General features: G+C 71.7%; 24 protein-coding genes. 7 read left to right on the forward strand and 17 right to left on the reverse strand.

From position 1 onward, the window contains the following. Nucleotides 1-8: 8 nt before the first annotated feature. The 5 genes from rimM to proS form a co-directional block, all read right to left on the reverse strand. Nucleotides 9-563: a ribosome maturation factor RimM gene (gene rimM / locus FHU34_RS27350; protein ID WP_145785082.1), complete on the reverse strand. Its 555-nt coding sequence runs from the start codon at nt 561-563 to the stop codon at nt 9-11. Continuing rightward, a complete protein-coding gene (locus FHU34_RS27355) occupies nt 563-823 on the reverse strand; it encodes an RNA-binding protein (RefSeq protein ID WP_172862164.1) in 261 nt (86 codons plus the stop codon). The genes rimM and FHU34_RS27355 overlap by 1 nt, the downstream gene beginning before the upstream one ends. Then, nucleotides 798-1,283, reverse strand: a complete 486-nt coding sequence (gene rpsP, locus FHU34_RS27360; RefSeq protein ID WP_145785083.1) for a 30S ribosomal protein S16 — start codon at nt 1,281-1,283, stop codon at nt 798-800. Before rpsP ends, FHU34_RS27355 begins: the two co-directional genes overlap by 26 nt. A 228-nt stretch (nt 1,284-1,511) precedes the next feature. Next, entirely contained in the window at nt 1,512-2,132 is a 621-nt protein-coding gene (locus FHU34_RS27365; protein WP_145785830.1) for a ribonuclease FAU-1 family protein, read from the reverse strand. A gap of 49 nt (nt 2,133-2,181) precedes the next feature. Continuing rightward, nucleotides 2,182-3,588, reverse strand: coding sequence for a proline--tRNA ligase (proS, locus tag FHU34_RS27370; RefSeq protein WP_145785084.1), 1,407 nt, complete (start codon nt 3,586-3,588; stop codon nt 2,182-2,184). Nucleotides 3,589-3,657: 69 nt separating this feature from the next. On the opposite strand from proS, the gene FHU34_RS27375 reads away from it, so the two are divergent. Beyond that, entirely contained in the window at nt 3,658-4,215 is a 558-nt protein-coding gene (locus FHU34_RS27375; RefSeq protein WP_145785085.1) for a signal protein, read from the forward strand. A gap of 21 nt (nt 4,216-4,236) precedes the next feature. Beyond that, nucleotides 4,237-4,833 (forward strand): TetR/AcrR family transcriptional regulator, encoded by a 597-nt coding sequence (locus FHU34_RS27380; RefSeq protein WP_145785086.1) that lies wholly within the window; start codon nt 4,237-4,239, stop codon nt 4,831-4,833. Between the two features lie 428 nt (nt 4,834-5,261). Here FHU34_RS27380 and FHU34_RS27390 read toward each other — a convergent pair whose 3' ends face one another. The 10 genes from FHU34_RS27390 to ftsY all read right to left on the reverse strand — a co-directional run bounded on the left by FHU34_RS27390 (nt 5,262) and on the right by ftsY (nt 17,119). Continuing rightward, a complete protein-coding gene (locus FHU34_RS27390; RefSeq protein ID WP_145785088.1) occupies nt 5,262-6,341 on the reverse strand; it encodes an amidohydrolase family protein in 1,080 nt (359 codons plus the stop codon). A gap of 18 nt (nt 6,342-6,359) precedes the next feature. Beyond that, nucleotides 6,360-6,938: a Uma2 family endonuclease gene (locus FHU34_RS27395; RefSeq protein WP_145785089.1), complete on the reverse strand. Its 579-nt coding sequence runs from the start codon at nt 6,936-6,938 to the stop codon at nt 6,360-6,362. Nucleotides 6,939-7,005: 67 nt separating this feature from the next. Next, entirely contained in the window at nt 7,006-8,565 is a 1,560-nt protein-coding gene (gene ffh / locus FHU34_RS27400; RefSeq protein ID WP_145785090.1) for a signal recognition particle protein, read from the reverse strand. A 110-nt stretch (nt 8,566-8,675) separates the two neighbouring features. Further along, nucleotides 8,676-9,332: a response regulator transcription factor gene (locus FHU34_RS27405; protein WP_145785091.1), complete on the reverse strand. Its 657-nt coding sequence runs from the start codon at nt 9,330-9,332 to the stop codon at nt 8,676-8,678. Beyond that, a complete protein-coding gene (locus FHU34_RS27410; protein WP_244311855.1) occupies nt 9,329-10,471 on the reverse strand; it encodes a sensor histidine kinase in 1,143 nt (380 codons plus the stop codon). The genes FHU34_RS27405 and FHU34_RS27410 overlap by 4 nt, the downstream gene beginning before the upstream one ends. Before the next feature lie 205 nt (nt 10,472-10,676). Further along, nucleotides 10,677-13,007 (reverse strand): [protein-PII] uridylyltransferase, encoded by a 2,331-nt coding sequence (locus FHU34_RS27415; protein ID WP_145785093.1) that lies wholly within the window; start codon nt 13,005-13,007, stop codon nt 10,677-10,679. 7 nt (nt 13,008-13,014) lie between these two features. Then, nucleotides 13,015-13,353, reverse strand: coding sequence for a P-II family nitrogen regulator (locus tag FHU34_RS27420; RefSeq protein ID WP_172862163.1), 339 nt, complete (start codon nt 13,351-13,353; stop codon nt 13,015-13,017). 25 nt (nt 13,354-13,378) lie between these two features. Continuing rightward, a complete protein-coding gene (locus FHU34_RS27425) occupies nt 13,379-14,791 on the reverse strand; it encodes an ammonium transporter (protein ID WP_145785094.1) in 1,413 nt (470 codons plus the stop codon). Nucleotides 14,792-15,067: 276 nt separating this feature from the next. Further along, entirely contained in the window at nt 15,068-15,931 is an 864-nt protein-coding gene (locus FHU34_RS27430) for a phosphotransferase (protein ID WP_208745086.1), read from the reverse strand. A gap of 6 nt (nt 15,932-15,937) precedes the next feature. Then, nucleotides 15,938-17,119 (reverse strand): signal recognition particle-docking protein FtsY, encoded by a 1,182-nt coding sequence (ftsY, locus tag FHU34_RS27435; RefSeq protein WP_145785096.1) that lies wholly within the window; start codon nt 17,117-17,119, stop codon nt 15,938-15,940. A 215-nt stretch (nt 17,120-17,334) separates the two neighbouring features. Between ftsY and FHU34_RS27440 the strand changes: the two genes are divergently transcribed. The 5 genes from FHU34_RS27440 to FHU34_RS27460 all read left to right on the forward strand — a co-directional run bounded on the left by FHU34_RS27440 (nt 17,335) and on the right by FHU34_RS27460 (nt 22,347). Then, on the forward strand, nt 17,335-19,062 hold the full coding sequence (locus FHU34_RS27440) for an alkaline phosphatase D family protein (RefSeq protein ID WP_145785097.1): 1,728 nt from the start codon (nt 17,335-17,337) through the stop codon (nt 19,060-19,062). 10 nt (nt 19,063-19,072) lie between these two features. Further along, nucleotides 19,073-19,513: a MarR family winged helix-turn-helix transcriptional regulator gene (locus FHU34_RS27445; protein WP_231924400.1), complete on the forward strand. Its 441-nt coding sequence runs from the start codon at nt 19,073-19,075 to the stop codon at nt 19,511-19,513. Nucleotides 19,514-19,658: 145 nt separating this feature from the next. Beyond that, nucleotides 19,659-21,278 (forward strand): MDR family MFS transporter, encoded by a 1,620-nt coding sequence (locus FHU34_RS27450; protein WP_145785098.1) that lies wholly within the window; start codon nt 19,659-19,661, stop codon nt 21,276-21,278. 9 nt (nt 21,279-21,287) lie between these two features. After that, nucleotides 21,288-21,782, forward strand: a complete 495-nt coding sequence (locus FHU34_RS27455; RefSeq protein WP_244311856.1) for a universal stress protein — start codon at nt 21,288-21,290, stop codon at nt 21,780-21,782. A gap of 43 nt (nt 21,783-21,825) precedes the next feature. After that, the gene (locus FHU34_RS27460; protein WP_145785099.1) at nt 21,826-22,347 is read left to right on the forward strand and encodes a DinB family protein; all 522 of its coding nucleotides are present in this window, start codon (nt 21,826-21,828) and stop codon (nt 22,345-22,347) included. Between the two features lie 7 nt (nt 22,348-22,354). Here the strand turns inward: FHU34_RS27460 and FHU34_RS27465 are convergent, their stop codons facing one another. Together FHU34_RS27465 and smc are read right to left on the reverse strand one after the other, a co-directional pair. After that, nucleotides 22,355-22,975: an HAD-IA family hydrolase gene (locus FHU34_RS27465; protein ID WP_145785100.1), complete on the reverse strand. Its 621-nt coding sequence runs from the start codon at nt 22,973-22,975 to the stop codon at nt 22,355-22,357. Beyond that, complete coding sequence (gene smc, locus FHU34_RS27470; protein WP_145785101.1) at nt 22,975-26,589, reverse strand: chromosome segregation protein SMC; 3,615 nt, start codon at nt 26,587-26,589, stop codon at nt 22,975-22,977. Before smc ends, FHU34_RS27465 begins: the two co-directional genes overlap by 1 nt. Nucleotides 26,590-26,908 lie beyond the last annotated feature (319 nt).

The raw sequence follows: 26,908 nt of genomic DNA on the forward strand, positions 1-26,908 counted from the left end.
GGGTGGTCCTAAAGGTCGAGCAGGCCGGCCGGCGGGTCGACGATCACACGTCCACCGGCCAGGTCGACCTCGGGGACGATCGCCCGGACGAACGGAATCAACGCGGTACGCCCCTCGGGGCGCCGCAGGACCAGCAGGTCCGAGGAGGGGGCGTGGTCGATCCGGGCGACCTCGCCCAGACGCTCGCCGGCCGGGGTGACCACGGCCAGACCCACCAACTGGTGGTCGTGGAACTCCTCCGGATCGTCCGGCGGGGCCACGTCGGCGCTGTCCACCACGAGCAGGGTGCCGCGCAGCGCCTCGGCGGTGTTGCGGTCCAGGATGCCGTCGAACGCGATCAGCACCCGACCCTGATGGAAGCGAGCTTCCTCGATGGTCAGCTCCGCAGGCACCTGGAACGGCACCCCGGGCTCATCGACGGTTGGAGGGGGTGTCGCCCCAGGCTCAGTGCGCAGCACTGTGCCTGGGGCGAACCGTGCCTCGGGTTCGTCGGTCCGCACTTCCACGGTGACCTCACCGCGGACACCGTGCGGCTTGCCGATCCTGCCGACGACGAGCTGCATCAGTACGAGTCGACGATGTCGACGCGCACGCCGCGCCCGCCGATGGAGCCGATCACCTGACGCAGCGCCTTGGCGGTCCGGCCGGACCGCCCGATCACCGTGCCGAGGTCCTCGGGGTGCACGCGGACTTCGAGCCGCTTGCCCCGACGGGAATCGACCATCCGCACCCGGACGTCGTCCGGGTGGTCGACGATGCCCTTGACCAGGTGCTCCAACGCCGGACGCAGAGGCATGTCAGGCCTGCTCACCGGCGTCGGCAGCCGGGGCCTCGGCCGGAGCCTCGGTCTTCGGAGCCTCGGCAGCCGGAGCGTCGGCCTTCGGAGCCTCGGCAGCCTTGGCGGCCTTCTTGGCCGGCTTGGCCGGGGTCTCCGGGGCGAGCCCGGCGGCGGCCTTCGCCTCAGCCTCGTACGCGGCCTTACGGTCGGCCCGCTCGGCGGCGACCTTCAGCGGCGGCGGGGCCGGCAGGCCCTTGTACTTCTGCCAGTCACCGGTCAGCTCCAGCAGCCGCTGCACCGCCTCGCTCGGCTGAGCGCCGACGGACAGCCAGTACTGGACCCGCTCCGACTTGACCTCGATGATCGAAGGGTCTTCCTTCGGCTGGTAGACCCCGACGAACTCGATCGCCCGACCGTCACGCTTGGTGCGCGAGTCGGCGACGACGATGCGGTACTGCGGGTGGCGGATCTTGCCCATCCGCAGGAGCCGGATCTTTACGGCCACAGTTGTTACGCTCCTGTTGCGATTTCACCGGCCCGTGTGGGCGGTGTGCATGGGTGAGCGCCGACCGGACCCGTGGGGTTGGGCCGGAGACTACTCGGTGGACTAGCGACGCGCCCGGGTTAGAGGGCGCCGGACGCGCGCCGGATACCAGCGACCCATTCTGCCAGATCCGATGCCGATGTCCCGCATCGGGCCCGGACGCCGCGTCACCGGTGACCGGAGACACCCTCACCGCACCGGCGGACGGTCCCATCCTGGCGGAAGTTCGTCCGGTACGTCCCAGTCTGGCGGAGGTGTGAAGTCGCACCAGGTGCCGTCAAACGGGAACTCACCGGCCTCGGCGAGGGCAATCACCCGCTCCCCCTCGGCCCGGACCGCCTTCTCGTCCGTCACCCAGTAGTCGTCCCCGAAGGCGAGCCGCTCGACGAACTCGTCCTCGTCCTTCCACTCCCAGCTCAGGTCCGGGCGCACCACCACGTCGAGGTCCTGGTCCACCACGTCGACGCCGGCCACCGGGCCGTCGTCCCAGCGGACACCGTGCTCCTCCAGGTTGACGTACCAGTGGGCGAACCGACCCTGGGCGTCGCGGAACCACCAGACGGAGTGCGCCGCGCCGGTCGGCAGGAACTTCAGCAGCGGCGGGCCGTTCCAGCGCCCGTGCGCCAACCGGTACGACGAAGAGATCCACTGGGCGAAGGGCATCGCCCGCATGCCCCGGCCCGCCTCGGTCACCTCGTGGGCCACCGGCGAGTCCCGGGCGATCCACACCAGCAGACCCCGCTCGTCGTCGCTGACCACGCGGCCCGGCCGGACCCATCCGATCCGACCGTGCCGCACGTTCCGGTGCATGATCAACCGACCCGGCGCGAAGTGGTCCACCGGCCCGCTCGAGGGCACCTCAGTAGGCGCGGGCGAGGATGGCGACCAGGTCGGGCTCGTCCTCGGAGTCCGGCACCGAGCCGTCGGCGCGCACCAGGCAGCGAACCGTGACGCCCTGACCGTTCGCCTCGGCCTCGCCGGCCACACCGACCGCCGACCACGGCACCCGGGCCCAGCCCGTCGCGGCGGCCTCGATCGCCTCGGCCAGGGTCGCGACCTCCACCGTGCGCGACTCGCGGTTGGCCAGCGCCTGGTCGTGCAGCACCTGCTGGTCGGTCTCCAGCGCCGCCAGCACCGCGGCGACAACGTCGGCCACCGGCGTCGGGGACTTCGACCCGTCGGTGCGGCGCACCACCGTCGCGTTGCCCACGGCCAGGTCGCGAGGGCCGACCTCGACGCGTACCGGATAGCCACGCAGCTCGGCGTCGACGGCCCGGCGGCCGAACGCGGTGTCGGTCCGGTCGTCGAGCGCGACCCGGACACCGGCGTCGCGCAGGCCGTCGTGCAGCTTGGCCGCCGCCTCCGCGACGCCCTCACCATCCTTGACGATCATGATGTACGCCTGGATCGGGGCCAGCTTCGGCGGCACGCGCAGACCGTTGTCGTCGCCGTGCGCCATGATCAGGCCACCGAGCATCCGGGTGGACGTGCCCCAGGAGGTGGTCCAGGCGTGCTCCCGGCCGCCCTCCTTCGAGGAGTAGCTGATGTCGAACGCCTTGGCGAAGTTCTGACCCAACTCGTGGCTGGTGCCCAGCTGGAGCGCCTTGCCGTCGCCCATCATGCCTTCGCAGGTGTACGTGGCCGTCGCGCCGGCGAACCGCTCACGGGCCGTCTTCAGGCCCACCACCACCGGAATGCCGATCACGTTGACCATCAGGTCCTCGTACGCCTCGTGCAGGATCCGCCGCGCGTACGCCCGGGCGTCCTCGCGGGTGGCGTGCGCGGTGTGCCCCTCCTGCCAGAGGAACTCGCTGGTACGCAGGAAGATGCGCGGACGAAGCTCCCACCGGACCACGTTCGCCCACTGGTTGAGCAGCAGCGGCAGGTCCCGGTACGAGTCGATCCACTTGGCCATGAACTCGCCGATGACCGTCTCGCTGGTGGGGCGCACCACCACCGGCTCGGCGAGCTGCTTGCCGCCACCGTGGGTGACCACCGCGAGCTCCGGCGAGAAGCCCTCGACGTGCTCGGCCTCACGCTTGAGGTAGCTCTCCGGGATGAAGAGCGGGAAGTACGCGTTCTCCGCACCCGCCGCCTTGATCCGGGCGTCCATCTCGGCCTGCATACGCTCCCAGATGGCGTAGCCGGCCGGTCGGATGACCATGGTGCCGCGGACCGGGCCGTTGTCGGCCAGCTTTGCCTTGGCGATCAGGTCCTGGTACCAGCGGGGAAAATCCTCCGCACGGGGAGTGAGCACGCGTGCCATGACCGCACATCCTATGCGCCGCTCATCGGGGCAGTGCGGTCGGGCGCGGCATCGTTAGCATCTGCCGTCATGACCCCCCTCGATCCGCGCCCCGGCGCGGCCTTCAACCCGGCGCCCGACCCCGTCGAGCTGGCACACCTCGCGACCCGATGGGTGCGCTGGGTGGCCCGGCACCGGCAACCCGCCAATCCGATCGGCGACGGGTCCGGCCGGCACGCCGGGCACCACCAACCCGCCGACGTGTGGTTCCTCGCGGGTACGTTCGGTGGCTCTGCGCAACGCAGTTGCGTGGTTCCCGCCGGACGACCGCTGTTCTTCCCGGCCTTCTGCTGGTGGCAGGTCGGCCGCACGGACGAACCGGCGGAGGCCATGGACAGCGCGACCGGTCACGCGCAGCTCGACGGAGTGGCCGTCGCCCTGCGCGAAGCCGGTTCGGCCCAGTCGTTTCCGGTCAGCGGCTTCTTCAACAACGTCGTCACCGTCTGGCCGTGGCCCAGGCCGGTCTCCTGCTGGGGTCTGTGGGCACTGGTGCCGCCACCCGCCCCCGGTCAGCACGAGCTGAGCTTCGGTGGCAGCGACGGTGGGCGGTTCTGGGTCGAGGCGCAGTACCAGATCGACGTGCGCTGAACCGCCTACACTTCGACCACCATGATTGAACGGAGCGGCACCACCCCGGTGCGGGACAGCATCGTCGACGCCGCCCGCGCACTGACCGTGGCGACCGGTTGGGACGGCGTCCGGATGGGTGCCGTCGCGGGTGCCGCCGGGGTGAGCCGGCAGACCGTCTACAACGAATTCGGCAGCAAGGCCGGGCTGGCCGAGGCGCTGGCCCGGCGAGAAGTGGACACCTTCGTCGGCGACGTCCGTGCCGCCCTGCTCGCGAACGGCGCCGACGTCCGGGCCGGCGCGTACGCGGCGATCGCGCACACGCTCACCACCGCGGCGGAGAACCCTCTGGTCAAGGCCATCCTGAGCAGCGCCCGGGGCGGCTCGGACGAGCTACTTCCGTACCTCACCACGCGGGCCGAGGTGGTGCTCACCGAGGCGTCCGGCGCGCTGATCGACTGGGCCGGCGACCACCTGCCCGGAGCGGACCAGGCCACGCTGGCCTTCGCCGCCGACACGACCGTCCGGCTGGTGGTGAGCCACATCGTGCTCCCGCGCGCCCCGATCGACCAGACCGCCGCAGCTCTCGCCGATCTGGCCGTACATCTCTTCAGCGCCGCCGTCCGCCCACCCCACTGATCCGCCCCGGCCCCGCGCCCCCGCGCCCGCGCCCGCGCCCGCGCCCGCGCCCAAGATCGTCACAACATCGGCGATGTTGCTGCCTCCCACGCGCGGGATACCCCAACATCCCCGATGTTGCGCGGATCTTGACGACGAACACCGCCCCGGAAACCGGGAACGCGACCTGGGGCACACAACGCCGCCATGGTCACGCTCGAACAAGGAAGTAGGGGCCTCACCGACGCACCGACACCACTACAACCAGGATGTTGCGCGATCTTGGGGCCGAAACGGCCCTCGGCGCGGGCACACACCCTTCCCCTTCAAGATCCGCGCAACATCGGGGAAAGTACTGGCTCATCGCGCACGGAGGCAGCAACTTCACCGAAGTTGCGCGGATCTTGGGGAGGGCGCGCAGGGCGCGCGGGGTACGCGGGGCGCGCGGGTCAGCGGACGACGCGGCCGCGGAGGATCGTGCGGGACGGGGCGCGGACGACGCGCAGGTCGAGGCGGGGGTCCTCGGGGTAGACGGTCAGGTCGGCGAGGCCGCCCTCCACCAGGCCGGGGAAGCCGAGCCACTCCCGGGCGCCCCAGGAGGCGGCGGCGAGCACGTCGATCGGGGCCATCCCCGCCCGCTCGTGCAGGAGCAGCATCTCCTCGGCGGCCAGCCCGTGGTCGATGCCGCCGCCGGCGTCGGTGCCCACGTAGATCGGCACGCCCGCCTCGTGTGCGGCGCGCACCACCTCGGGAAAACCGTCACGCAGCGCAAGCATGTGCTCGGCGTACCCGGGGAACTTGCCCCGCGCCTGCTCGGCGATGCCTCCGAAGGTGGCGATATTGATCATTGTGGGGACGAGCGCGGTGCCCTGCCGGGCCATCTCGTCGATCAGGTCGAGGCTCAGCCCGGTGCCGTGCTCCACCGAGTCCACCCCGGCCCGCACCATGATCTCGACGGCGGATTCGGAGAAGGTGTGCACCGCGGCGCGTACCCCGGCGTCGTGGGCCGCCCGCACGGCGGCGGTGAGGGTGTCCGCGTCCCAGGCCGGGGCCAGGTCACCCACACCACGGTCGATCCAGTCGCCGACCAGCTTGACCCAACCGTTGCCGGCCTTCGCCTGCGCGGCCACCGTCGCGGCGACGTCGGTCGCGTCTACCTCCACGCCGATGTCCCGCAGGTAGCGCTTCGGCGGGGCGACGTGCCGGCCGGCGCGGGCCAGTCGCGGCAGGTCCGGCTCGTCGTCAAGCTCGGGGTACGGGTACGGCGAGCCGGCGTCGCGGATCGCCAGCACCCCGGCGTCCCGGTCGAGGTGCGCCAGTTCGCGGGCTTGGTCGAGTGAGGTGATCGGGGCGCCGCCTCGGGCGATGCCGATGTGACAGTGCGCGTCGACCAGCCCCGGCAGCACGAAGCCGCCGTCGACAACCGTCTCCGCGTCGGGCACCGGGGTGTAGGTCACCCGGTCGCCGACCAGCCAGAGATCCCGGACCTCGTCGTCGGGGAGCAGCACACCGCGCACATGAAGGGCCATGCGCACAGTCCTACCCGATCACTCCTCGTCGGGAGCGAGCAGGTCGTTCTTCCGAGCGGTCAGGGCGGGCAGGTCCACGGAGACCTTCCACGGCCGCTCGGTGACGAACAGGTCCTCGGTGTGCGCGACCTGTTCGTACTCGCGGTTCGCGCCAAGCGCGTACTCGGTGAGCGTGACGCGATCCTGGAGCGGATCCACCACCCAGTAGGACCGGATTCCGGCGTGCGCGTAGACCTTCGCCTTGTCGTACATGTCGCGGAAGGTGGAGGTCGGTGAGACGACCTCCACGGCGAGCAGGGCGTCCTCGACCGGGACAGGCGAGCGGCCGGCGTGCTTGCGGCGGATGACCACAACGTCCGGGCGTGGCTCGTTGCGCCGGTCGACCCGCATCGACAGGTCGATGCTGACCAGGTATTCCGGCGGGCAGTTGACTTCGACGGCCAGTAGCAGCTCGACACAGAACTCTTGGTGCACGGCAGTCGGCGACGACTCGATCAACCTTCCGTTGATCAGTTCGTACGGAAGTTCCTTTGGCAGCTCGCCGAGGTCGTCGACCGTCCACTCGTGCCGTTCGGGCAGGATCGGGGCCGCGGTCATGACATCTCCTTCCAGAGGAGAGATCACCCTAAGCACCGGATCAGTCGCCCGCCGTCACCGACACGCGTCAGCGCGGGCCCTTGTCGCCGCCCTTGCCGAGCTTGTTGAAGTCGATCTTCGGAAGCTTGAAGCCGGGCGGGAGGCCCTGCCCTGCGGCGAGGTCGTTCGGGTCCATCCCCGGCGGGAGCTGCGGCATGCCGCCCGGGAAACCGCCCGGCATCCCGGCGCCGGCGCCCGTGCGCGGCCGACCGCCGCCCTTGGTGCCCTTGCGCTTGTTCTTCGGAGACTTGGTCGCCTTGCGCCGGCCACCGCCGGGCAGGCCCATCATGCCGCCCATCTGCTTCATCATCTTCTGCGCGTCGGCGAAGCGGTTGAGCAGTTGGTTGACGTCCATCACGGTGACCCCGGAACCGTTGGCGATGCGCGCCCGGCGGGAGCCGTTGATGATCTTCGGGTTGGTCCGCTCGCCCGGGGTCATCGACCGGATGATCGCGGTGACCCGGTCGAAGTGGCTGTCGTCCAGCTCGGAGAGCTGGTCCTTCATCTGCCCCATGCCGGGCATCATGGCCAGCACGTTGGCGATCGGGCCCATCCGTCGCACAGCGATGAGCTGGTCGAGGAAGTCGTCCAGCGTGAACTGCTCGCCGCCCATGAGCTTGGCGGTCATCTTCTCCTTCTGATCCGAGTCGAAGGCCTGTTCGGCCTGCTCGATCAGAGTGAGGACGTCGCCCATGCCGAGGATGCGGCTGGCCATCCGGTCGGGGTGGAAGACGTCGAAGTCCTCCAACTTCTCACCGGTGGAGGCGAACAGGATCGGCTGCCCGGTGACCTCACGCACCGACAGCGCGGCACCACCACGGGCGTCGCCGTCGAGCTTGGAGAGGACCACACCGGTGATGCCCACGCCGTCACGGAACGCCTCGGCGGTGCGGACGGCGTCCTGACCGACCATCGCGTCGATGACGAAGATGACCTCGTCCGGCGAGACGGCGTCGCGGATGTCGGCGGCCTGCTGCATCATCTCGGCGTCGATGCCAAGGCGGCCGGCGGTGTCGACGATGACGATGTCGCGGGCGGCGCGCTTCGCGTGTTCGATCGACGCGCGCGCCACCTGCACCGGGTCACCGGTGCCGTTGCCGGGCTCCGGGGCGTACACCTCGACACCAGCCCGGCCACCGAGCACCTGCAGCTGCCCGACGGCGTTGGGGCGCTGGAGGTCGGCGGCGACCAGCAGCGGCTGGTGCCCCTGGCCCTTGAGCCAGCGGGCCAGCTTGCCGGCCAGGGTGGTCTTACCGGAACCCTGGAGACCGGCCAGCATGATCACGGTCGGCGGCTGCTTGGCGAACTGGAGCCGCCGGCCCTCGCCGCCGAGCACGTTGATCAGCTCTTCGTTGACGATCTTGATGATCTGCTGGGCCGGGTTCAGCGCCTGGGAGACCTCCGCGCTGCGGGCCCGCTCCTTCACGGCCGCGATGAAGCCCTTGACCACCGGCAGCGCGACGTCCGCCTCCAGCAGCGCGAGGCGGATCTCGCGCGCGGTGGCGTCGATGTCGGCGTCGGTGAGCCGCCCCTTGCCGCGGAGCTTGGTGAAGATCCCGGACAGGCGGTCACTCAAGGTGTCAAACACGCGAACATCCCGTTTGTCAGTGTTCCGGCGGGCACAACCCGGCCGGCACTGCGGAGTCCGGCCACCGCTAGGGTAACCGGCCACCCGCAAGGCCGCTGGCGGCCCGGGCCTCACCCCGAGACCAACCCCGATTGGTACGCGAAGACGACGAGCTGGGCCCGGTCCCGGGCTCCCAGCTTGCCCATCGCCCGGCTGACGTGGGTCCGCGCGGTCGCCGGGCTGACCACCAACCGGGCGGCGATCTCCTCGTTGTTCAGGCCCTCACCGACGAGGCCGACGACCTGGCGCTCCCGGTCGGTGAGCGCGTCCAGCCGAGGGTGCGGGCGAAGCACCCGGGACGGCCGCGTGGCGAACTCCCGCACCACCCGGCGGGTCACCGACGGCGACAGCAGCGCCTCCCCCTCGGCGACCAGCCGGATCGCGCGCAGCAGGTCGACCGGCCGGGTGTCCTTGGTGAGGAACCCGCTCGCGCCGTGCCGCAACGCGTCGAAGACGTACTCGTCCAGCTCGAAGGTGGTGAGCACGACCACCCGCGTGCCGGTCAGGTCGGGATCGGCGACGATCCGCCGGGTCGCCTCGATGCCGTCGATGCCGGGCATCCGGATGTCCATCAGCACCACGTCCGGCCGTTCCCGCCGGGCCAGCTCGACAGCCCGCAGCCCGTCGGCGGCCTCACCGGCGAGCGCCAGGTCGTCCTCGCTCTCCACCAGCGCGCGCAGGCCGAGCCGGACCATGTCCTGGTCGTCGGCGACCAGCACCCGGATCACGTGGTCGGCTCCACGGGCAGCCGGGCGTACACCCGGAATCCGCCGCCGGAGCGCGGCCCGGTGTCCAACCGCCCGCCCAGCGCCTCGACCCGCTCCCGCATCCCGGCCAGACCGTGCCCGTCCCCACCGTCCAACACTGCGGTCCCGGTGCCCGTCCCCCGATCGGTGACCTCGACTGTCACCTCGTCGGCGCGGTAGTCGACGGTCACCTCGGCGCTGGTCACCCCCGCGTGCCGCAGCACGTTGGTCAGCGCCTCCTGCACCACCCGGTACGCGGTCAGGTCCGCCGCCGCGGGCAACTCCCGAGGGTCGCCGGTCACCCGCGTCTCGACGATGAGCCCGGCACCGGCGAGCCGGTCGCGCAGCGCCGGGAGCCGGGCCAGGCCGGGCACCGGCCCGCGCTCGGCGCCCTGCCGTACGGCACCGAGGGTGACCCGGAGTTCGTCGAGTGCCTCCCGGCTGGTCCGGCTGATCGCGGTCAACGCGGTCTCCGCCTGTTCCGGCCGCTTCGGCAGCAGGTGCAGGGCGATCTCCGCCTGCATGCTGATCGCGGCCAAGCCGTGTCCCACCACGTCGTGCACCTCCTGCGCGATGCGCAGCCGCTCCTCGTCGGCCTGCCGCCGAGCCTGTTCGGCGCGGGTGCGGGCCTCCTCGGCGCGGGTACGCGCGGCCGACTCACGGTTGACCCGCACCACCACGCCCACCGCGAACGGTACGACCACCCAGGCCGAGGCGGGCAGCACTCCCGCCCAACCCGGCGCCGGCCCCCGGGCGACGAAGACGTGCGCCACCAACAGGACGAACGCGCCGCCGGCCGCGAGCGCCGCCGGGCGCACCGGCAGTCGCACCGCCACGGTGTACACCGCGAGCAGGAACGTGAGCAGGATCGGTCCGTACGGGTAACCGAGCACCAGGTACGTCGAGGTGGCCACGGTGATCACCGCGAGGGTGGCCACCGGGGCGCGCCGCCGGAACAGCAGGGCGAGCGCGGCGACCGCGATCAGCACCCGGCAGGCGGCGTCCACCGGCCTGGACCCCGGCTGGTTGTCACCGGCCAGCCCGGTGGCGAGCAACCCGAACGCGAGCAGCACCAGGGCCGGCACCGCATCCGGCCATCCCCACCGCCCGCCTGGTCGCATGGCCGTCATTCTGCCCGCGCCAGGGGCACCCGTCGTGCGTCCAGCGACGGCACCGCAGCTACGTCCGCCGACGTATCAGCCGCCGGCTGCCACGGGCGACCGCGCCGTCCAGCGGGCGGCCGTGCCGTCGTCAGACGCGCGGCCGGTCGCCGCCGGGACCGCCCGGTGCGTGGCCTGCGCGACCGGCGACGGCAGCGCCCGCGGGTCAGACGGCGGCGAGGACCGCGGCCTCCAGGCGGGCCCGGGTGGTGTCGTCCGGCCAGCCACCGACCAGGTAGAACGCGTCGACCACGTCGGCGCCGAGAGTGGAGATACGGGCCGCGCGGACCAGGGCTCCCGCCTCGTCCAGCGCGCCGGCGACCCGGTAGAGCAAACCGGCGGCGTCGGCGGCGCGTACCTCCAGGAGCACCGCGTCGGTGGCGGCTTCGCGGTGCCAGACGACCCGGGGGGCGGCCCCGCCGCCCCGGGCGGCGAGCGCACGGCCGCGCAGCCGCTGGGTCACCGACACGTCGCCGGCGACGGCCCGACGCAGGTCGGCGCGGAGCGGGACCGGGTCCGGCGGGAGGCCGTAGCGCGGTTGCACGCGACACTCGACCAGGGCGCGGCCGTCGAACACCGAGGCGTCCGCGGAGATCACCTCCAACCGGTGCAGGGCCAGGCAGCCCGCCACCGTGGCGAGTAGGCCCCTCCGGTCGGCCGCGGCGACCGACACCCGGTCGCCGGTCATGTGGACGACCGGCAGCGGCCCGTCCAGCAGCGCCGGGTCCGGGGTGGGCGGCTCGGGGAGTACGCCGGTGTCCAGCGCGGTGCGGACCCGGGCGACCAGCTCGGCGACGAGTCGACCCTTCCAGTCCGACCAGGCCGCCGGCCCGGTCGCCGCCGCGTCGGCACGGACCAGCGCGTGCAGCAGGTCGAGGGTGCCGGTGTCCCCCACCGCCTCGGCCACCGAGGCGATGGTGACCGGGTCGGCCAGATCCCGGCGGGTGGCCACGTCGGGCAGCAGCAGGTGCAACCGGACCAGCGTGCCGATCAGCTCGACCTCGGCGGGAGGCAGACCGATTCGGGTCGCCACCGCCTGGGCCAGTGGCACACCGACGGTGCTGTGGTCACCGGTGAGTCCCTTGCCGATGTCGTGCAGGAGCGCGCCGAGGAGCAGAAGGTCGGGGCGCTCCACGTCGCGGGCGTGCCGGCTGGCCTCGTAGGCGGTCTGCACGAGGTGACGGTCGAGGGTGTAGCGGTGCACGGGGTTGTGCTGCGGCAGGCTGCGCAACCGGGTCCACTCGGGCAGCCAGTTGTCGACCAGCCCGTACCTGTCGCAGGTCTCCCAGGCGGGCACCAGACCGGGACCTGCGCCGAGGAGGGTGGTCAGGGCGGCCCGGGCATCAGCCGGCCAGGGCGCGGGCAGCGGCGGGCAGTACGCCGCCAGCCACTCACAGGTGGCTCGGGCGATCGGCAGTCGGGTCGCGGCCGCCGCGGCGGCCACCCGCAGGGAGAGGCTCGGGTCGGGGCGTGCCCCGATCGCCGTCCGGGCCAGCACCAGCTCACCGTCGTGCTCCACCACGTCGCGGGCCACCGGGCGACGCACGGGGCGCCCACCACCATTGCGAGAGCGGCCGGAGCGCAACCGGTCGGCGGCCCGGAACGCGTCGTCCAACGCGTGGCTGACCGTGCGGGCGTCACCGGCGACCCGACGCAGGAGGGCATCACCGTCCTCCACGACGACTCCAGGCTGCCGAGCGGCGTCAGACGCGCCGGGCTGGAGTTGTCGCAGCCCGAGTAGGCGTGCCACTCCGTCGCGTTCCTGGGCGACCAGCCGGTCGACCCGGCGGCCGACCTGCTGGTGCAGGGCGTCGCGGGTGTCCAGCAGGCGCAGGTGAGCCGCGCGCACGGCGGGACGCAACGCGTCGGTGATGCCGGCGGCGGAGATCGCCCGCAGCAGCCCCACGTCGCGCAGACCGCCGGCGGCCTCCTTGAGGTCACCCTCCAACAGGAAGGCCAACTCGCCGTGGGCCTGCCAGCGGGCCTCGGTCACCTCCCGCAGGCCGGGAAGGTGCCGGACGGCGGTGCGCCGCCAGTGGTCGGCGGCGGTGCGGATCAGCGAGTCGGCCAACGCCCGGTCGCCCACCACCAGGCGCGCGTCGAGCAGCCCGAGGGCGACCTTGACGTCGTCCTGGGCCACGGACAGCGCCTCGGCGACGGTACGCACCGAATGGTCGAGCCGCAGGCCCGCGTCCCAGATCGGGTACCAGACCGAGGCGGCCACCTCGTCGATGCCGGGCACCCCGGCGTGCAGCAGAACGAGGTCGAGGTCGCCGTACGGGGCACACTGCCGCCGACCCAACCCACCGACGGCAAGCAGCGCCACCCCGTCCCGCGCCGGAAGCAGGCCGCGCAGGAACACGTCGTACGCCGCCGCCCGGGAGAGCCGGGCAGCCTCTCCGATCCCCCCGGTAATGCCGACGACCTCGTTGACCAAGAGGTTCGCGTCACCGTCGGCGGCGTGCCCTGACGCGTTCTTCCTGATCAACGAGGTCATGTCGTCGTCAGAGCGCGTCTAGGCCGCGCTCGCCGGTACGCACCCGGACGACCTCCTCGACACCGGTGACCCAGACCTTGCCGTCACCGATCTTGCCCGTGCGGGCCGCCCCCACGATGGCGTCCACCACCTTGTCGACGTCGATCTCGTCGGTGAGCACCTCGACCCGGATCTTGGGCAGGAACTCGACCGTGTACTCGGCACCCCGGTAGACCTCGGTGTGCCCCTTCTGCCGCCCGTACCCCTGAACCTCGCTGACGGTCAGCCCGGCCACCCCGAGGGCGTGCAGGGCCTCCTTCACCGCGTCCAGTTGGTACGGCTTGATGACCGCGGTCACCAGCTTCATGTCCAACCCCTCCATCCCAGGAACGTTAACCGGCGACCTTCTCGTTGACCGGCTCGGCGGGCTCCGCCTCCGGCTTGGCACCACTCGTCGGGCTGCCACCGGGGGTTCCGATGCCGGCCATCGCGAATGCGCCGCCCGTGCCGCCACCGGCCGGGGACAGGTCGTAGCTGCTCTCGGCGTGCTCGCCGATGTCGATGCCCTCGACCTCCGCCTCGGCCTTGACCCGGAAGCCGATCGTCTTCTCGATGACGAAGGCGAGCACCCAGGCGATGCCGAACGACCAGACGGTGACGATCAGGCCGGCGAGCGCCTGCCGCCCGAGCTGGGTCACGCCGCCGCCGTAGAAGAGCCCGTCGGAGGCACCCACCACGTCGCTGATGGCGGCGTTGACCGAGTTGGTGGCGAACAGGCCGAGCCAGAGCGACCCGATCCAGCCACCGACGAAGTGCACGCCGACGACGTCGAGCGAGTCGTCGTAGCCGAGCTTGTACTTGAGGCTGACGGCCAGCGCGCAGACGGCGCCCGCGACGATGCCAAGCAGGACGGCAGCCCACGGGGCGATGAAACCACAGGCCGGGGTGATGGCGACCAGGCCGGCGACGGCACCGGACGAGGCGCCGACCATGGTCGGCTTCCGGTCCTTGACCCACTCGACAGCGATCCAGCCGAGCACCGCCGCCGCCGTGGCGAGCTGGGTGTTGATGAAGGCGAGGCCGGCGACCGAGTCGACGGTCAGCTCGGAGCCGGCGTTGAACCCGAACCAGCCGAACCACAGCAAACCCGCACCGAGCGCGACCAGCGGAATGTTGTGCGGCTTCATGCCCTCGCGCGGCCAACCGAGCCGCTTACCGAGCACCAGCGCCACGGCCAGGGCCGCCGCACCGGCGTTGATGTGCACCGCGGTGCCACCAGCGAAGTCCAGCGCGTGGATGTCGGCGCCGATGATGCCGCCGCCCCACACCCAGTGGGCGACCGGGAAGTAGACCAGGGTGGCCCAGCCGAAGGCGAACAGCAGCCAGCCGGCGAACTTGGCCCGGTCGGCGATGGCGCCGCTGATCAGCGCGACGGTGATCACCGCGAAGACCATCTGGAAGGCCATGAACACGTAGAGCGGAACCCCGATGCCGCTGGGGTTTTCCGCCGTGGCACCCCACAGGTCGGTCTCGGCGAGGAAGGTCTTGGTGCCGAGGTACGCGCCCGGGTCGCCCCAGAAGCCGTTCACGTCGGTCCCGAAGGCGACGCTGAAACCGTAGAACCACCACAGAATCGAGATGAGCCCGATGGCGGAGAAGCTCATCATCATCATGTTGAGTACGCCCTTGGCCCGGTTGAGGCCGCCGTAGAACAGCGCCAGTCCGGGGGTCATGAGCAGCACGAGCGCGGTCGAAACCAGCAGCCACGTGGTATTGGCGCCGTCGATCGTCGGTGCTTCAGGCACGCTGGCCTCCTAAAGGGTGAAGTCCTCCTTCGCGGCTTTCCGGGGCAGCGTCGCCCGTAGGCCGGTTGCGCGGAAGCTTCGCGGCCGGCTGTTTCACCCAGGGTCCCGCGCGGGTTTCCGGTTCGTGACGGGTTGTTTCGTACGTGTCACGAACTCCGCACACTCAGCGGCATGGACGGTGGTGGATCGCCCGGACGGTGAACGTCGATGGCCGACCGGCCCGACCCATCGACCGGTCCGCCCGACGGAACCGCCCGAGCATCGACCGGTCGGCCCTCAGCGGAGGGCGTTCTCCAGCGCGTGCCGCTCGTAGTCGAGTAGCCGGAGATCGCGCATCGGTCGGCGTAGGTGGCCCTTGTGCACGATCCGGACGAACGCCGGCTCACCGGCGGCGGCCATCCGGCGGATGCCCTCGACGTGGTCCACGATCCGCTTACGGATGGTCCGGATCAGCCGGTGCCGGTCCCGGGGGATCAGCCCGTACGCGTCGGCGAAGAGCCGGAGCCGGCGGGGCCGGTCCGGGTGCTTCCAGCCCAGCGTGATCGAGTCCCGGTCGGCGAAGATCGGCACCCAGGTCCAAGCCGCGTACGCCACGTCGTAGATCCGTGCACCGGGCGAGGCGAGGTCGAAGTCGATCAGCCCGAGGGTGCCGTCCGGCCGCCAGATCACGTTGTGCGGCGCGGCGTCGTGGTGACAGATCACCTCGGTGTCCGGTGGCGGGGGGCCGAACGAGCGCCAGACCGCGCTCGCCGGCGGAGTGAAGCCGTACTGCGCGTCGTGGAACATCCGGAGCATCGTGGCGACGGTGACCAGCGCCTCGTCGGTCACCCAGTGCGGGGCGAGCGGGTACTCCCCGCACTCCCCCTCCAGGTACGACAGCACCTCACGGTTGCGCTCGTCCATGCCGAGCGCGCGAGGGGCGCCGGTGAAGCCCACGTACTCCAGGTGGCGCAGCAGGGCGTGCACGGACGGTGTCCACGGCCCGGCGTTGCGGCGGACCGTGTCACCGACGCGGACGACGGTGCTCACGTTGCCGCCGTGCAGCGGGATCTCCTGCGAAGTCACGTACGGTCTCCCGAGGCGCTGCGAAGGGTGGCCGGGTTCACGCCAGCCCGCGTATGCGCGGTTGTCACTGGACACCCGAGACTACGCGTCCCGTCCGGCGGCCTCGGTCCCCAGCAACGCGTCCACGAACTGCGCCGGGTCGAACGGGGCCAGATCGTCCTTGCCCTCGCCGAGGCCGACCAGCTTCACGGGGATGCCGAGTTTGCGCTGCACCGCGATCACGATGCCGCCCTTCGCGGTGCCGTCGAGCTTGGTCAGCACCACACCTGTCACGTTGACCACCTCGGTGAAGACCCGGGCCTGCTCCAGGCCATTCTGACCGGTGGTGGCGTCCAGGATGAGCAGTGTCTCGTCGATGGGGCCCTGCTTCTCCACCACGCGCTTGACCTTGCCCAGCTCGTCCATCAGGCCGACCTTGTTCTGCAGCCGGCCGGCGGTGTCGATGAGCACGGTGTCCACGCCGGTGTCGATGCCGCGCTTGACCGCGTCGAAGGCGACACTCGCCGGGTCGGCAGCCTCGGGCCCCCGGACGGTCTCCGCCCCGACCCGCGAGCCCCAGGTCTCCAGCTGGTCGGCGGCGGCGGCCCGGAAGGTGTCCGCGGCGCCGAGCAGCACGCTGCGGCCGTCGGCGACGAGCACCCGGGCGATCTTGCCGCAGGTGGTGGTCTTGCCGGCGCCGTTGACGCCGACGACCAGGACCACCGCTGGAACACCGTCCTTCGGAGCGGTCCGCAACGACCGGTCCATGCTCGGGTCGAGGGCGTTGACCAACTCGGCGGCGAGCAGTGCCCGCAGCTCCGAGGCCGAGCGGGTGCCGAGCACCCGGGTGCGCTCACGGAGGCGATCGACGATGTCGCGGGTGGCGTCGACGCCGACGTCGGCGGTGATCAGGCTGTCCTCGATCTCCTCCCAGACGTCCTCGTCGAGGTGGTCGCGGGCGAGCAGGCCGAGCAGGCCCTTGCCGAAGACGTTCTGCGAGCGGGACAGCCGCGAGCGGAGCCGGACCAGCCGCCCGGCGGTCGGCTCGGGCACCTCGACGGGCGCCTCGATGACCGGCGGCGGCTCGACCAGGACGCCGGTGGACAGATCGGACTCCGGTGCCTCGACCGGCGGGCCGGCGAGATCCTCCTCTGCCCTGGTGTCGACCTCCGTGCGCGGCAACGGGGGCTCGGGTCGCCGCCGCAGTCGCGGGACGACCAGCCCGACTGTGCCGGCGATCAGCACACCGAGCAGGACCAGAGCGAGGACGAGATATTCGGCCATGCCGGAATCCTGTCAGATGCCGGCGGCCGCGTCCCAGCCACCGCACCCCGAGCGGTGCCCGGGGTCCCAGCCACCGCACCCCGAGCGGTGCCCGGGGTCTCTGCCACCGCACCCCGAGCAGTGCCCGGGGTCTCTGCCACCGCACCTCGAGCGGTGCCCGGGGTCTCTGCCACCGCACCCGGCCGGTGCCGGAAACCGGCGGTAGGCTCGGCCGCATGCCCGCCGCACACCTCCTCATCGGCCCACTCCTGCGGCGAGTGGTGGACACCCGAGCGACCATCTGGGTGGAGACCGCCGCGCCCGCCGTGGTCACCGTCCGCACGGCGGGCGGCGCCACCGGCACCGCGCCCACCTTCTCGGCGTACGACCACCACTACGCGCTCGTGGTGGTGGAGGGGCTCACTCCGGACAGCGAGACCACCTACGAGGTGCTGGTCGACGACGAGCTGGTCTGGCCGGTGTCGAGCAGCGGCTTCCCGCCGAGCGTGATCCGCACCCGGGCCGCTGACGACCGGGACCAGCCGGTCAGCCTGATCTTCGGCTCGTGCCGGGAGACCACCCAGCACGCCACGACCCGAAAGTTGCCGCCGGACGCGCTGGACGCGTACGCCCGAAGGCTGATGGCCGACCCGGAGTCGAACCCGCTACCGGACCTGCTGGTGCTGCTCGGTGACCAGGTCTACGCCGACGTCACGTCGCCCACGGTGCGCCGGTTGCTGCGTCGGCGGCGGCGGCGTCCGAAGGGCGCTCCGGCCGATCAGGTGGTGAGCTTCGACGAGTACACCAAGCTCTACCTGGAGTCCTGGCGTGATCCGGAGATCCGTTGGCTGCTCTCCACAGTGCCAAGCGTGATGATCTTCGACGATCACGAGATCATCGACGACTGGAACACCTCGGCGGCCTGGCGGGCGGAGGTTCGCGAGCAGCCGTGGTGGCAGGAGCGGATCGGCAGCGGGCTGGCCTCGTACTGGGTCTACCAGCACCTGGGCAACCTCTCCCCCGACGAGATCACCGCCGACCCGGTCTTCGCGAAGGTCGTCGCCGCCGAGGACGCGACAGGTGTGCTGCGCGAGTTCGGGCACCGGGTCGACCAGGAGTCGGACGTGGCGCACGACACGGAGCGCTGGCGCGCGGTGCAGTACCAGTGGAGTTACGCACTGGACCTGGGGCGTACCCGCCTGGTCATGCTCGACAACCGGTGCAGTCGGGTGCTCGACCCGGGCAACCGGGCGATGCTGCCACCGGGCGAGTGGTCCTGGTTCCTGGACCAGGCGCACGGGGTCTACGACCACCTCGTGGTCGGCGCCTCGCTGCCCTGGCTGCTGCCGCAGGGCATCCACCACATCGAGGCGTGGAACGAGAAGCTGGCGGAGTCGCGTCGCCCGTGGGTGGCGCGCGGGGCGGAGAAGCTGCGTCGCGCACTGGACCTGGAGCACTGGGCGGCGTTCCGGCGTTCCTTCGAGGGGCTCGCGGAGACCTTCGCCCGGATCGGCACCGGCACTCCGAGGGAGTCCGGCGCGCGGATCGGCGCCGGTCCGGCGTACGCCCCACCGGCGTCGATCAGTGTGCTCTCCGGGGACGTGCACCACTCGTACGTGGCCCGGGCCCGGTTCGGTGACCCGGCGGTGGTCACGCCCGTGCACCAGCTCACCTGTTCACCGATCCACAACCAGGTGCCGGCCGGTATCCGTCCGCTGATGAAGCTGGGTTGGTCGGCCGGTCCGGCTGGTGCCACCCGGGCGCTGGCGCGTTCCGCCGGCGTACGCCGACCGAGCGTGCGGTGGCGCAAGCTGGCGGGGCCGTTCTTCGGCAACGCGGTCGCGACCCTGACGCATCGGGGGCGCGGGGCGGACGTGGTCATCGAGGGCACCACGAAGGACGGGCACCTACGCACCGTGATGCGGCGTCGACTGTCGGCCGCCGCACCACCGACCTCGCCGTAGTCTCTACGCCGTGGACGAGCACCTGCCGGAACCGATCAGGGCGGTCGAGCACGAGTTGACCGCTCTACTGCGTCGTGGGCGGGCGGTCTCCTGGGAGATCGCCCGCGAGGTGCACCCCAACCTGGAGCCGAACACCTACGGGCTGCTGCTCTGGCTGCGGCGCAGCGGGTCGATCCGGTTGACCGAGTTGGCGGCGCGCCTCGGTGTGGGCAAGGGGACGTTGAGCCGACAGATCAACGCCCTGGAGGTCCTCGGCCTGGTCTACCGCGATCCGGATCCGAGTGATCGGCGGGCCGCGCAGATCAGCCTCACCGAGGAGGGGCAGCATCGGTTCGACGTGGCCAGGGCCGCCCGGCTGGGCGAGTTCGTGCGCGCGCTGGACGGCTGGCCGGAGCGGGACATCGAGGAACTCGCCAGGCTGCTCGGCCGGCTCAACGACTCCTGGTCCTGAACCCGGGGTGACGGGGAATACGGCACCCGCTCCCCAGGTTGTTGCCTGAGGCAACCAAGCATACGGTTGCCCCAGGCAACTCTCAGGCGGCCCGCATGTCAGCCCGCCGCCGTTCCACATCGACTCCGCTCGGAGGCACCAAACGATGAGCCAGGCGACAGCGCCCACCAAGGCGACCGCCGTCGATATGACCCACCGGCAGATCCTGGAGGCACTCTCCGGCCTGCTGCTGGGCCTGTTCGTCGCGATTCTCTCTTCCACGGTCATCTCGAACGCGCTGCCGCGGATCATCACCGAACTGCACGGCGGCCAGTCCGCGTACACCTGGGTGGTCACCTCAGCCTTGCTCGCGACCACCGCAACCACCCCAATCTGGGGCAAACTTGCCGACCTGACCAGTAAGAAGACACTCGTCCAACTCGCCCTGGGCATCTACGTGCTGGGCTCGGTCCTGGCCGGCCTCGCCCAGGGCACCGGCGAGCTGATCGCCTGCCGCGTGCTCCAGGGCATCGGCGCCGGCGGTCTCACCGCACTGGCCCAGGTGATCATGGCCACGATGATCTCGCCGCGCGAGCGGGGCCGCTACAGCGGCTACCTCGGGGCCGTGATGGCCGTCGGCACCATCGGCGGCCCGCTGATCGGCGGCGTGATCGTGGACACCTCCTGGCTCGGCTGGCGCTGGTGCTTCTACGTCGGCGTGCCGTTCGCCATCGTGGCGCTGATCGTGCTGCAGAAGACCCTGAAGCTGCCCGTGGTCAAGCGGAAGGCTCAGATCGACTGGTGGGGCGCCACCCTGATCACCGCGGCCGTGTCGCTGCTGCTGATCTGGGTCTCGCTCGCCGGTGACCAGTTCGCCTGGGCGTCCTGGCAGACCGCCGCCATGGTCCTCGGCGCGCTCGTTCTCGGCGCCCTGGCGATCCGGGTCGAGACCCGGGCCGCCGAGCCGATGATCCCGCCGCGCCTGTTCCGCAACCGCACCATCACCCTCGCCGTCGTCGCCAGCATCGCGGTCGGCGTGGGGATGTTCGGCGCGTCGATCTTCCTGGGCCAGTACTTCCAGATCAGCCGCGGTCAGAGCCCGACCATGTCCGGCCTGATGACCCTGCCGATGATCCTCGGCCTGCTGGTCGCCTCCACCGTGATCGGACGGGTCATCACGAAGACCGGCCGGTGGAAGCGGTACCTGGTGATCGGCTCGGCGTTGCTCACCATCGGCTTCGCGCTGATGGGCACGCTGCGCGCGGACACCAACTTCGCCCTGCTCAGCGTCTACATGGCGGTCATCGGTGTCGGCCTGGGCATGACCATGCAGAACCTGGTCCTCGCCGTGCAGAACACCGTCGGCCCGCACGAGCTCGGCGCGGCCAGCTCGGTGGTCGCGTTCTTCCGCAGCCTCGGTGGCGCGATCGGTGTCTCCGCTCTCGGCGCGGTCCTCGCCCACAAGGTCAAGGACTACACCGCCGACGGGCTGACCCAGCTCGGTATCCCCGCGTCCAGCTCCGGCTCCGGCGGCGCCCTGCCCAACGTGCACACCCTGCCCGGCCCGCTGCGGGCCGTGGTGGAGAGCGCGTACGGCCACGGTGCCGGTGACATCTTCCTGACCGCCGCGCCCTTCGCCCTGATCGCGTTGATCGCTGTGGCCTTCATCAAGGAGGTGCCGCTGCGGCAGCACAACGGCGACCCGGTTTCGGCGGAGGTCGAGCGGGAATCGACAGTCGCTGCCGGCGCCGGCGCGGTCGTGGTCCGTACCGGCGAGCAGAGGTGAGGTAGAGCCATGAGCGTGGGAGCACCGGACCGCGAGGAGTACGGCCCCCGGACCCGATCGCTGCCCTTCGAACGAGGCACGGACGGCCCTAGGGTGATCATGGTGGGCGTCGACGGCACCCGCACCTCCGAGCGGGCCGGCTCCTACGCCGCGGGTCTGGCCCGTCGGCAGGGCGCCGCCCTGGTCGTGGTCTTCGTCAGCTCGGCGAGCGGCCTGACCGCCCTGGTGCCCGGCATGGACGCCGGCGCGGTCCAGCGCACCCACGACGAGTTGGCCGACGAGCTGCGCCGGGAGTGCCGGCGCGCGGCCGAGCAGTGGGGCATCCCGGTGACGTTCGTCTGCCGGCGCGGCGACGCGTACGGGGAGTTGTGCGCGGCGGCCGACGAGTTCCAGGCCGACATGCTGCTGGTGGGCGCGTCCGAGCAGGCCGGTCACCGGCTGGTCGGCTCGGTCGCCACCCGCCTGGTGCGGGCCGGTCGCTGGCCCGTCGTCGTGGTGCCCTGATAACCCGTCGCGGATGTCGGGTGTGCACGGCAGGATGCGCGGCATGACGTGGACCGCACCGGAGATCACCCGGACCCCCGAACCGTACGTCGGTGACGAGCGCACCATGCTCGACGGCTGGCTCGACTACCACCGCCAGACCCTGCTGCTCAAGTGCTCCGGGTTGACCGAAGAGCAGCTGCGGACGCCGAGCGTGCAACCCTCCGGGCTGACCCTGCTCGGCCTGGTCCGACACCTGGCCGAGGTGGAGGCCTGGTGGTTCCGGGAGAACTTCGCCGCCCAGCCTGTCGACTACCCGTACTTCACCCCGGAGACGCCGGACGCCGACCACGACGTCAGCGAGGCCGACGCCGAGGCGGACTTCGCCATCTTCCACCGGGAGGTGGCACTGGCCCGCGAGGCCGCCGCCGGCCACTCGCTCGACGAGACGTTCATCGAGGTCGGCGGGAAGAAGCGCACCTTCAACCTGCGCTGGGTGTACGTGCACATGATCGAGGAGTACGCCCGGCACAACGGCCACGCCGACCTGATCCGGGAACGCATCGACGGCGTCACCGGCGAGTGACAGGCGCTCAGTAGTCCAGGGCCGCCCGCAGGTAGCGCAGGTCGGCGTGACCGCCCCAGCGGTGCGCCGACAGCCCGGCGGCGCGGGCGCCCCGGACGGCCCAGTCCTCGTCGTCGACGAAGAGGACGCGGGCCGGCGCCGTGGCCAGCGCCACGCAGGCACCCTGGAAATACTCCGGGGCTGGCTTGTGCACACCGAGCGTCGACGAGTTGACCACCACGTCGAACTCACCGGCCAGCCCGAGGTCCGCCAGGTCGGCGTCGAGCAGGTCGGTGGCGTTGGTGCCGAGGCCGACAGTGATGCCGGCGGCGCGCACCTCCCGGACGAAGTCGAGCACCTCGGTGTCCACCTCGCCCCGGTAGCGCTGCCACTGCTCCACCGCCGCTCGGGCGCGGTCCGGACCGCCGGCCGGCTCGGCCAGCGCGTCGGCCACGCTGTCCACCCACTGGGCGTGACTGAGCTGGCCGGTGAGCACCGGCCGGAGTCGGCCCCACTGCATGGCGATCTCGAGGAGAACCCCGTCGGCGAGGCCGTACTCCCGCTCCACGCCGGCGGCCACCGCCGGGTCGAACCGGCGCAGTACGCCGTCCAGATCCAGCAGGAGCGCCGTCGCGCGTTCCCGAGCCACTACCCGTTCTCCTCGCCGCGGCCGTGCCGCTCGTCGTCCTCGTCGGCCCTGTTGAGCCGTTGGCTGATCACCTGGGTGACCCCGCTGCGCATGGTGACCCCGTAGAGCGCGTCAGCGATCTCCATCGTCCGCTTCTGGTGGGTGATGACGATCAGCTGACTCTTCTCCCGCAACTGTGCCATCAACGTGATCAACCGGCCCAGATTCACGTCGTCCAGGGCCGCCTCCACCTCGTCCATGATGTAGAACGGGCTGGGCCGGGCACGGAAGATCGCCACCAACATGGCCACCGCGGTCAGCGACCGCTCGCCACCGGAGAGCAGCGACAGCCGCTTGATCTTCTTGCCCGGTGGGCGGGCCTCCACCTCGACGCCTGTGGTGAGCAGGTCGTCCGGCTCGGTGAGGATCAGCCGGCCCTCGCCGCCGGGGAAGAGCACGTTGAACACCTGCTCGAACTCCCGGGCAGTGTCCTCGAACGCGCTGGCGAAGACCTCCAGGATCCGCTCGTCCACGTCCTTGACCACAGTGAGCAGGTCCCGACGGGTGGCCTTGAGATCCTCCAACTGCTCGGAGAGGAACTTGAAACGCTCCTCCAGCGCGGCGAACTCCTCCAGCGCGAGCGGATTGACCTTGCCGAGCAGGGTCAGCTCCCGTTCCGCCTTGGCAGCCCGCTTCTCCTGCACCGGCCGTTCGTAGCGGACCGGCTCGGGCACCGGCAGGCCGTCGCGTTCGGCCGTGGCGATGTCGACAGGTGTCGGCGGGACCGGCTGCGTCGGGCCGTACTCGGCCACCAGCGTCTCCACGTCCAGCCCGAAGTCCTCGGCGGCCTTCGCCTCCAACTGCTCGATGCGCAGCCGTTGCTCCGCGCGGGCGACCTCGTCGCGGTGGACCTGGCTGGTCAATCGCTCCAGCTCCGCGCCGAGCCGCTTCGCCGCGCCGCGTACCTCCTGGAGCTCCGCCTCGCGGGCGGCGCGCTCCCGGGCGACCTCGTCGCGGTGTTCCTCGGCCGTCGCGATCGAGGTGGTGAGCCGGGTGAGCGCCTCCCGGGCGCCACCGGCGACGGCCCGCGCGATGCCCGCGCCCCGGGTGCGCGCGGCCCGCCGGGCCGCGGCGCGTTCCCGGGCGGCCCGCTCGGCGGTGGCCTGCCGGGCCAGCGAGTCGGCCCGGCCGGCGATCGAGGAAACCCGCTCCTCGGCGGTACGCACCGCGAGCCGGACCTCCATCTCGTTCTGCCGGGCCTGCGGCACCATGGCCGCGAGTTGATCCCGTTCCTCGGTGGAGGGCTCCGCGTCGACAGGCGTCTCCTCGGCCAGCCGCAGCCGCTCCTCCAACTCATCGAGAGCGATGAGGTCCCGTTGCCGGGCGGCCTCGGCACGGGACCGGGACTCGCCGAGCCGGTCGGTCTCCGCCTTCGCCGAGCGGGCCGCGGCGCCCAGCTCGGCCAACCGGCGGGCGGCGGCGTTGCGGTGGCTCTCCGCCTCCCTCTTCTCGGCGGCGGCGTGCTGTACGGCCTCCTTGGCGGCGGCCACCTCGGCACGGGCCTCGACGAGCTGATCCCGCAGCTCCGCGCCGGCGCGTTCGGCGGTCAGTCGGTTGGCGCGAGCCTCCTCGACGGCCGCCTGCACCTCGATGTAGCTGGGGGCCTTGGCCGACCCGCCAGCCGCCGCGTACGCCCCGACCACGTCGCCGTCGGGGGTGACCGCCCGCAGCTCGGGGTTGCTGGCGACCAGGTCGGCGGCGGCGGCGAGGTCGTCGACGAGCGCCACGTCCCGCAGTGCCCGGTGCACCGCCGGACGCAGTTCCGCGCTGCACTCCACCAGATCGGGGGCCCACCGGGCCTCGTCCGGCAGCTTCGGGCGCAGCGCGTCGGCGGAGCCGGTCATGCCCGGGCCCGCCGGGCTGCCGACGAGCAGGCCGGCCCGGCCGGCGTCGGAGATCTTGAGCAGCCGCATGGCCTCGACGGCCTCGTCCACCCCGCTGACGGCGACCGCGTCGGCGAGGCCGCCGAGCGCGGCGGCCAGCGCGGCCTCGTGGCCCGGCGCGACGGTGAGCAGCCCGGCGAGGCTGCCGAGCAGGCCGGGTACGTCGTCCGCGCGGGCGAGCAACGCTCCCGCGCCATCCTTGCGCCGCAGGCCCAGCGCCAGCGCCTCCTCACGGGCCTTCCAGGTCGCGGCGTCCTTCTCCGCCGCCCGCTCCGAGTCGGCGAGTGAGCGTACGGTCGCCTGCGCCCGTTCCTGCGCGGCGACCGCCTCGGCGTGCCGGGCGTCCAGGTCCGCGTTGTCCCGGTCGGCCTCGGTGGACTGTGCCGCCACCGCGTCCAGCTCGGCCTGTGCCTGCTCGGCGCGGCCCAGCGCGTCGGCGTGCGCGACCGCGAGTCGTTCGATCTCCTCGCTGGAGCTGGTGGTGCGGGCGCGGGCCGAGTTGACCTGACCGGTCAGCTTGGCCATCCCCTCCCGCCGGTCGGCGATGGCCTTGGCGGCGGCGACCAGTTCCCGTTCGGCGGCGGCGAGCTGCCGTTCCAGCTCCTGCCGGTACTCGACGGCCTCGGCCAGTCGGATCTGGTCGTCGGTGAGCGCCGCGCGCAGCTCCTCCTCCTGCTCGCGGACCCGCTCCGCCTCCGCTTCCAGCTGGTCCGGGTCGCGGCCGGGCCGCTCGTCGTCGCCGGTGGCGCTGAGGTGCCGCAGCCGTTCCCGGGCCAGCTGTTCGATCGAGCGGAAGCGCTCCTGCAGGGCCGACAGCTTGTACCAGGTGTCCTGTGCGGCGGCGAGCAACGGCGCGTCCTCGGCCAGCGCGGCCTCCAGCTCACCGAGCCGGCCCTGCACCTCGACGTGCTCGCCCTCGATCTGTTCGCGCCGCTCCCGCAGCGCGGTCTCGTCGGCGATCTCCCGGTCCAGGGTGGTGCGCAGGGTGGCCAGGTCGTCGGCGAGCAGGCGGAGTCGGGCATCGCGCAGGTTGGCCTGGATGGCTGCGGCGCGGCGGGCCACCTCCGCCTGCCGGCCCAGCGGCTTGAGCTGGCGGCGCAGCTCAGCAGTCAGGTCGGTGAGGCGGTTGAGGTTGGTCTGCATCGCGTCGAGCTTGCGCAGGGCCTTTTCCTTGCGCTTGCGGTGCTTGAGGACGCCGGCCGCCTCCTCGATGAACGCCCGGCGGTCCTCCGGCTTGGCGTGCAGCATGCCGTCGAGTCGGCCCTGCCCGACGATGATGTGCATCTCCCGGCCGATGCCGGAGTCGGACAGCAGCTCCTGGATGTCGAGCAACCGGCAGGAGTTGCCGTTGATCTCGTACTCGCTCTCACCCGAGCGGAACATCCGGCGGGTGATGGAGACCTCGGTGTACTCGATCGGCAGCGCGCCGTCGGTGTTGTCGATGGTGAGGGTGACCTCGGCGCGACCCAGCGGCGCCCGACCGGCGGTGCCGGCGAAGATGACGTCCTCCATCTTGCCGCCGCGCAGCGCCTTGGCGCCCTGCTCGCCGAGGACCCAGGCGATGGCGTCGACGACGTTGGACTTACCGGAGCCGTTCGGGCCCACCACACAGGTGATCCCGGGCTCCAGCTTCAACGTCGTCGCGGAGGCGAAGGACTTGAACCCCTTCACCGTCAGGCTCTTGAGATACACCTTCTCGATCCTCGTCCGGTGGCCGCCCCGGCTCTGGGGACCTGGGTGAACTCGCAGACTAACCCGGTGGTGGAAGCGGGCCGGCACGCGACCCGCCCCGGGTCGGGTACGTCGAGGGCGCGAGGCGCGCACGCACTGTTGTTCCGGCGGTCACGATAATGGCGAGAGCAGTTCATGATCGGCTTATCCGACGGTGCGTTATTCGGATGCGGCGGCGACGGTTCCCGCGCGACCGATCGCAAGATCATAAATCGTCGACCCCGAAAAGAACCGGACAGTGTTGCGCGCCGGCACAGGACGTGTCGGCGCGCTTTTCTGC

This window comes from Micromonospora taraxaci, assembly GCF_007830095.1.
In the GTDB taxonomy this organism is placed as follows: Bacteria; Actinomycetota; Actinomycetes; order Mycobacteriales; family Micromonosporaceae; genus Micromonospora; species Micromonospora taraxaci.